Source organism: Frankia sp. CcCS3 (genome assembly GCF_977927575.1).
In genome coordinates this window covers 1-6,709 of record NZ_CDWRCL010000226.1, presented here as the reverse complement: position 1 = coordinate 6,709, position 6,709 = coordinate 1, and the positions used below count along the sequence as shown (strand labels likewise).

Annotated in this window: 6 protein-coding genes, 1 pseudogene and 1 riboswitch; of the genes and pseudogenes, 4 read left to right on the top strand and 3 right to left on the bottom strand. The window is 72.6% G+C overall.

Translation table 11 applies throughout. The annotated features are described in order from the left end of the window. Positions 1-31 precede the first annotated feature (31 nt). The 3 genes from AC08OQ_RS16455 to AC08OQ_RS16445 all read right to left on the bottom strand — a co-directional run bounded on the left by AC08OQ_RS16455 (position 32) and on the right by AC08OQ_RS16445 (position 3,495). Complete coding sequence (locus AC08OQ_RS16455; RefSeq protein ID WP_476601818.1) at positions 32-1,267, bottom strand: NAD(P)/FAD-dependent oxidoreductase; 1,236 nt, start codon at positions 1,265-1,267, stop codon at positions 32-34. Positions 1,268-1,306: 39 nt separating this feature from the next. Then, positions 1,307-2,473, bottom strand: a complete 1,167-nt coding sequence (gene thiH / locus AC08OQ_RS16450; RefSeq protein WP_476601817.1) for a 2-iminoacetate synthase ThiH — start codon at positions 2,471-2,473, stop codon at positions 1,307-1,309. After that, entirely contained in the window at positions 2,470-3,495 is a 1,026-nt protein-coding gene (locus AC08OQ_RS16445) for a thiazole synthase (RefSeq protein ID WP_476601816.1), read from the bottom strand. The genes thiH and AC08OQ_RS16445 overlap by 4 nt, the downstream gene beginning before the upstream one ends. Further along, positions 3,491-3,604, bottom strand: a riboswitch (TPP riboswitch). It overlaps the preceding gene by 5 nt. Before the next feature lie 316 nt (positions 3,605-3,920). Here AC08OQ_RS16445 and AC08OQ_RS16440 point away from each other — a divergent pair. The 4 genes and pseudogenes from AC08OQ_RS16440 to AC08OQ_RS16425 form a co-directional block, all read left to right on the top strand. Beyond that, positions 3,921-4,586: pseudogene (locus tag AC08OQ_RS16440) on the top strand (protein kinase domain-containing protein); the annotation flags it as partial. Between the two features lie 442 nt (positions 4,587-5,028). Further along, positions 5,029-5,463, top strand: a complete 435-nt coding sequence (locus AC08OQ_RS16435) for a PASTA domain-containing protein (protein WP_476601815.1) — start codon at positions 5,029-5,031, stop codon at positions 5,461-5,463. Between the two features lie 7 nt (positions 5,464-5,470). Next, positions 5,471-5,947: a PASTA domain-containing protein gene (locus AC08OQ_RS16430; protein ID WP_476601814.1), complete on the top strand. Its 477-nt coding sequence runs from the start codon at positions 5,471-5,473 to the stop codon at positions 5,945-5,947. A gap of 177 nt (positions 5,948-6,124) precedes the next feature. After that, positions 6,125-6,709: hypothetical protein (locus tag AC08OQ_RS16425; RefSeq protein ID WP_476612175.1), on the top strand; the 585-nt coding region annotated here is incomplete at its 3' end.

The following is a 6,709-nucleotide window of genomic DNA, read 5'->3' as shown; positions in this document are numbered from 1 at the left end:
AACACCGGGAACACCGGGCCGTCACCGGGCGTCATCGACTTGCCGCGACCAGTTCCTTCATCGACACGGAGATATCGGCGAAACGCTCCCGATCCGGGATACCGTCGGCCGCCATCAACCGGCGACCGGCGACCATGTCCATCGGGCGCCCCACGGTGACCAGCGCTTCGAGACGGCCGTCCCGGGCGAACCACCCGGCCGACCAGCCGGGCGGACGCCCGCCGCCGGGCGGCACGACGACGCCCGGATCGCCCCGGAACACCAGGTCGGCCTCCGCCGAGGGCAGTCCCGCGAACTGCACCATGCGGCCGAACTGTTCCGACCAGAAGTAGGGCACCGGGTCGTAGACGGCCTCCCCACCGAGCAGCGTGGTGACCGCGACCGCGGGCGACTGCTGGGCGCAGTCCCAGTGCTCGGCCCGCAGCCGCCGCCCGTAGCGACGCGACCACCAGGCGGCACAGTCACCGACCGCGACCACCGGCGGCGGGTCGCCGTCGGCATCGTCGGCACCATGGGCCCACTGGGCGGCGAGATGCTCGTCGACCACAACTCCCCGGTCGAGGGCGAGCCCGGAACCGGGGAGCCAGGCGATACCGGGCCGCACCCCGACGCCGACGACGACCTCGTCCGCGATCAGCTCCTCACCGCCGGCCAGCACCAGCCCGTCGGGGGTGACCCGCTCCACGGCCGTAGCCAGGCGCAGGGTGACCCCGGCCCGGGCGTACCACGCGATCGTGCACCGGCCCACCTGCGCGCCGAGCGCGGCGAACAGCGGCGAGGCGGCCGCCTCCACGACGGTGACCTCGGCACCGATCGCTGCCGCCGCCGTGGCGACCTCCGCGCCGATCCAGCCGGCACCGACGATGACGAGCCGGACGCCGGGGCGCAGAGCGTCACGCAGGCGCCGGGCGTCGTCAATGGAACGCAGGACCCGCTGCGGGCCGTCGCCCGGCAGGGTTACCGGCTCAGCTCCCGTCGCCAGCACCAGGCCGTCGTAGTCCAGCGGCCCCGTGTCGGTCTCCACGGTGCCCGGTCGCAGGCCGGTCGCCCGCCGCCCGAGGCACACCTCGACCCCGTCGAGGTCGAAGGGCAACGTCGTGTCGTCGATACGGCCGGAGAGCACGGCCTTGGACAGGGGCGGACGATCGTAGGGCCGGTGCGGCTCCGCCCCGAGCAGGATCACCTCTCCCGCGAAACCACGTGCGCGCACCTCGGCGGCGGCCCGGCCCCCCGCCATTCCCGCGCCCACGACGACTATTCGCTGCATTCGAGCAGACTATCGATGACCCGCGACGCCGGGCCGCCGTCACCGCACCGGGTCGACGAGCGGAAAGGCGTCCTTCCACACCGGCTCGTACCCGGTTTCGGCGAGCATCGCGGCGATCTGTGCCGGCGAACGCTCGTCGGAGATCGAGAACTGTTCCTGGGCCGTGCCGGGCGTGGTGTAGCCGCCGGGTTCGGTGGAGGAACCGGCGCTCATGGTGGTCACGGCGATGCGGACGAGCCCGTCGCGCAGCACCGCCGGCTCCCGGGTCGACAGCGACAGCGCCAGGTCCGGCTCGAACAGGCGCAGGGCCGCGTACGCCTGGACGAACTCCGCGTCGCCGACGACGACGACCGGCGGGAACCCGCTGGCACTCGGCTTGATGCGCGGCAGCGCGATCGAGACCTCGGTCCGCCAGTAGCGACGGGAGAGAAAGGATGCGTGCGCGGCCAGCGCGAGCACGTCAGCGCGCCAGTCCGGGGCGAGCCCGAGCAGCGCGCCGATCCCGAGCCGGCGCGCCCCGGCCCGCGCGGCCCGTTCGAACGAGGACAGCCGCCGGTCGTAGTCACGCTTCCAGCCGGCGACATGCACCTCGGCGTAGCGGGCCCGGTCGTAGGTCTCCTGGTAATGGACGACTCCCTCCAACCCGGCACGCACCAGCCGGGCATAGGTGTCGTCCGACCAGGTCTGGGTCTCGATGCTGATCGAAGGGAACATCGGCCGCAGCCGCTCGACCACCGCGACGAGGTAGTCGGCCGACACCTCGACGCGATGCTCGCCGGAGACGAGCAGCAGATGACGGAACCCCCGGTCGGCCAGCAGGCGTCCCTCCACTACCACCTCCTCGATACCCAGCGTGCGGCGCACCACCGGCAGGCCCTTGGCGAAGCCGCAGTAGGTGCAGGACGACAGGCAGGCGTTCGACACGTACATCGGGGCGAACAGCCGGACCGCCCGACCGAACCGGAGCAGGGTCGCCTCCCGGGCGGCAATCGCCAGCTCCTCCAACCGGGCGGTGGCCGCGGGTGAGAGCAGGATCGCCAGCTCCGCGAGACCGATCCGGGGAGTGGCTGACCCGCCGGATCCGGGCCGAACCCGCCGCAGCACCGTGCCCACCTCGGCGGACGTGGCCCGCCGCGACATCGCGGACAGCCCGGCCAGGTCGTGACCGGCAAGTTCGCGCGCGAACTCCCCTGGCGGGGCGCTCACCTGGACGCCTCGCCCACCACCGCCGCCGGCACGGGTACCGGGGACGCCGAGGGCGCGGGCGACGCGGGTGACGGGTGGGCGCCGAGGAACCCGGTGAGCGGGGAGGAGGCGGACGCCACCGTGGCCGGGCCGGCGGCCCCTCGGCCGGCCAGGAAACCCAGCCGGCCGGCGGCGGTGGCGAGCGCGAAGGCCCGCGCCATGCGCGCCGGATCGGCGGCCACCGCGATGGCGGTGTTGACCAGCACCGCGGCCGCGCCGATCTCCATCGCCTCGGCCGCGTCCGAGGGCACCCCGAGCCCGGCGTCCACCACCACCGGCACCCCGGCGCTCGCCACGATTGCCTCGATCGCGTCCCGGGTGCGCAGCCCGCGGTTCGAGCCGATCCAGCTGCCCAGCGGCATCACGGTGGCGCAGCCGACCTCCTCCAGCCGGCGGGCCAGCACCGGATCGGCCGAACAATAGGGCAGAACCGTGAAGCCGTCAGCCACCATGAGCTCGGCGGCGCGCAGGGTCTCCACCGGATCCGGCGCCAGGGTGCGCGGATCCGGGGTGACCTCCAGCTTGACCAGACCGGTGCCCGTCGCCGCCCGCCCGAAGCGGGCCAGCCGCAGCGCCTCGGCCGCGTCCACCGCTCCCGAGGTGTTGGGCAGCAGGGTCATCGACCGCGGGATGAAGTCGAGAATGTCGCCGTCACCGATCCGGCCGATGTCGACCCGGCGCAGCGCCACGGTGACGATAGTGGCACCGGAGGCGACGAGGCTGTCCCGCATCACCTGGTGACTCGCGAACTTCCCGGTGCCGATCAGCAGCCGGCTGCCGTAGGACCGCCCGGCGATGACGAGATCGTCCGCCCCCGCGGCACCGTGCCCGGCCTCACCACCGCCCCCACCCCCGCCGTCGGCGTCGGCGTCGGCGTCGCCACCGGAGGAGGCACCTTCACCGGCGAGGCCGCCGAGACAGGAACCATCGGGAGGAGAATCACCGGGACGGGAGCCGGCAGGACGTAGTGGGTGCTGCGGCACGATCTTTCATCCTCCCCACGCGCGCATGACCGCGATCGGGTATACGGGTCGCCGACGGGATACTGGCCGGCCTCTCAGCCCACGTCCGCGGGCTCCCCGGAGCAATCGACAGTGTAACCGCTGCTCCCTGGCCGCGGCTTCGGGTGTCCCGCCGCGACGCCGATCTGCGCCCGTCGACGATCATCTCGACCTCGGGAGCCGATTCAATGTGGGCATCCGGGTTTCATCCGGTAGACACCATGCTGCGCGACGAGGTACTTCTCGCTCGAACGGCGTATCCGGGTTAACCTCGCGGGGCTCCGGTAGCGGCATCCTTCGGCAACGATCGTAAACTCTCCCTCGTGGATGCCACCGTGGCCGACCCCGTCATAGGTCGGCTTCTCGACGGCCGCTACACGGCGCAGGAACGGCTCGCCGTCGGCGGGATGGCGACGGTGTACGTCGCGCACGACAACCGGCTGGACCGGCTCGTTGCCCTCAAGGTCATGCATCCCACTCTCAATCACGACCCGGAGTTCGTCACCCGTTTCCATCGCGAGGCCAAGGCCGTGGCGCGGCTCAACACCCCGCGCGTCGTCTCCGTCCTCGACCAGGGCTCCGACCACATCCCCGCCGGCCTGGTCAACTACCTGGTGATGGAGCTGGTGCGCGGCCGGTCGCTGCGCCAGCACCTGGGTGCCCAGGGCCGGCTCCCGGTCGCCGAGGCCATCGAGATCATCGAGCCCGTGATCGAAGCCCTCGGCGCCGCGCATGCCGCCGGCATCATCCACCGCGACATCAAGCCCGAGAACATCCTGCTCGGTGACGACGGCCAAGTGAAGGTCGCGGACTTCGGCCTCGCCCGTCCGGTGAGCCAGCCCACCCAGGCACTCACCGGCGGAGTGGTGATGGGCACTGTCGGGTACCTCGCCCCTGAGCAGGTCACCCACGGCGTCGCCGACACCCGCAGCGACGTCTACGCCGCCGGTGTGGTGCTCTTCGAATCCCTGACCGGGCAGCTCCCGCACAGCGGCGCCACCCCGATGTCGGTGGCCTACCAGTCCGTCCACGGCGACGTGCCGGCGCCGTCCACCATGATCGAGGGCATTCCCGCCGAGCTGGACGGTCTTGTTCTCCGGGCCACCGCCCGCGACCCGGCGCGCCGGCCGGCCGATGGTGCGGCGCTGCTGGCGGAGCTGCGGCGCATCGAGCCGTTCCTGCCCCCGCAGGACGCCTACCCGAGCGGGTTCACCGGCGAGATCGAACGGATCGGGTTGGCCGAGCGGCCTCCAGGGGCTCGGGATCCCGGGTACACCCAGCCATTCCAGGCCGAGGACTACGACGACTCCCAGGGCGCCGGGGCGGGGGCCGCCGCGGAGCGCGCGTTCGCCGGTGCCGGGCCGGGCCAGCCAGGCACCGGCGCGCTCTATCGATCCGCCTCCCCGCCCTCCCCGACCGCCACGGCCTATCTCGGGGGGTGGTGGCGGGCGCGGGCAGCGACGAGCCGCCGCATCGCCACGCTCCCGGGGGCTCATCCCGGTCGTCGTCGGTGGCGTGGCCGTCCTGGTCCTGCTGCTCGGGATCCTCGCGTTCCGTTCCCTGTCCGGCGGAGGGACCGAGGTCCCGCTGCTGACAAACCTGAGCAGATCCGACGCCGAGAAGATGCTGCGCGACGCCGGCTTCCAGTTCACCTACCTCGACCCGGTCACCAGCGCCACGGTGCCGGTCGGCCACGTCTCCCAGCAGGATCCCCAGGACGGGTCGAAGGTCAACAAGGGCGCGCTCATCACCCTGCGGCTGAGCTCCGGGCCCGCGACGGTGCGCGTGCCGGACCTGGCGAACCTCACCGAGGCCCAGGCCAAGGCCCGGCTGGCCGAAGTGAACCTGACCCTCGGCGGCCTGAGCCCACAGTCCAGTGACACGGTGCCGGCGGGCCATGTGATCGGTACGAACCCCGGGGCCGGCACCGCACTCAAGCCGAAGGACTAAGGTCGTCGTGATCACTTCGACGGGCCCCGCGGCGAAGCCGGTGCCGGCCGACATCATCGGCAAGTCGTTCGAGGAGGCCAGGGCCGAGCTCGTCGGCCTGAACATCGGCCTCGTGGTGCAGCGTATCGGTGCCGTGAACGACGCCGTGCAGCCCGGTCAGGTCTTCGGGGTCTCTCCCGACGTGGGGCAGCCGATCTCACCCGGCGGCACCGTCACCCTCACCGTGGCCGAGGCCGGCAGGTTCGACGACGACGACGGTTCCGGGGGCGACGGCAGCGGGATCCAGGTCCCCGTGCCGAACGTGGTCGGGAAGAGCTACCGGGAAGCCGAGAACATCCTGCGGCGCCGGGGGTTGAAGATCGACCGTATCGGCTGGATCGGCGGGCCGGGCGACCGGGTGACGTCGCAGTCCGCCCAGGCCGGGGCCAAAATCGAAAAAGGAAGTACCGTGCACGTCAACACAACGTGGGACCCCCTCGACTGAGCCGCCATCCCCCACCAGGTTGATCACATTGTGCGACGAATCGTGCGGCGGGCGAGAGATCCGCGACCGGTTCCCCGGGGGGACGACGGCGTGAAGGCAGCGCGTGGTCGTGGCCGGTGGCCCGCCGGCTCGCGGCGGCCGACGTCTCAGTGGTGGCGGGGGTCGTGGTGGCGGGGCATGGCCGGCGGTGGGCGGGGGGCTGAGCGGGTCGCCGACCTGCTGGACGGACAGCGCCCCTCGCACGACGAGACCGACGTGCGGCTGATCGACACGGTGGCGGCCCTCCGGGACCTGCCGTCGCCGCGGCTGCATCCGGCACGGCGCGCCGCCCTGCGCGGACAGCTGTTCGCCACCGTCACCGGCTCCCCGGCGTGCGATCCCGTCCGTTCCCCCGCCGCCGGTTTCCCCGGCACCTCCGTGAGGAGCCACGAGACCGAGGCCCGTCCCACGAGAATCCGTCCCACACGCGCGTCTCCCGAGAGCGTCGATCATGAACTGCCGGGAAACGACCCGGTCGACGCGCGGTGGGTACGCCGGACCGGTGCCTCCGGTGTCTCCGCCTCCGGTGTCTCCGGCCGGGGCAGGATGGCCCGGGCCGCTCGACCACTGCTGGCCGGAGCACTCACCGCCGCCGTCACCACGGCGGCCCTCGCGGTCAGCTCGGGAGACGCGCTGCCCGGCGACACCCTGTACGGCGTCAAACGACAGGTCGAAGACCTCCAGGTGTCGCTAGGGCCTGTTTGGGAAGTACGTCCCGGGGCT

Bases quoted from the DNA above. Each gene is read 5' to 3' on its own strand.
- AC08OQ_RS16455 (WP_476601818.1), bottom strand. From the start codon at position 1,267: ATGCAGCGAATAGTCGTCGTGGGCGCGGGAATGGCGGGGGGCCGGGCC.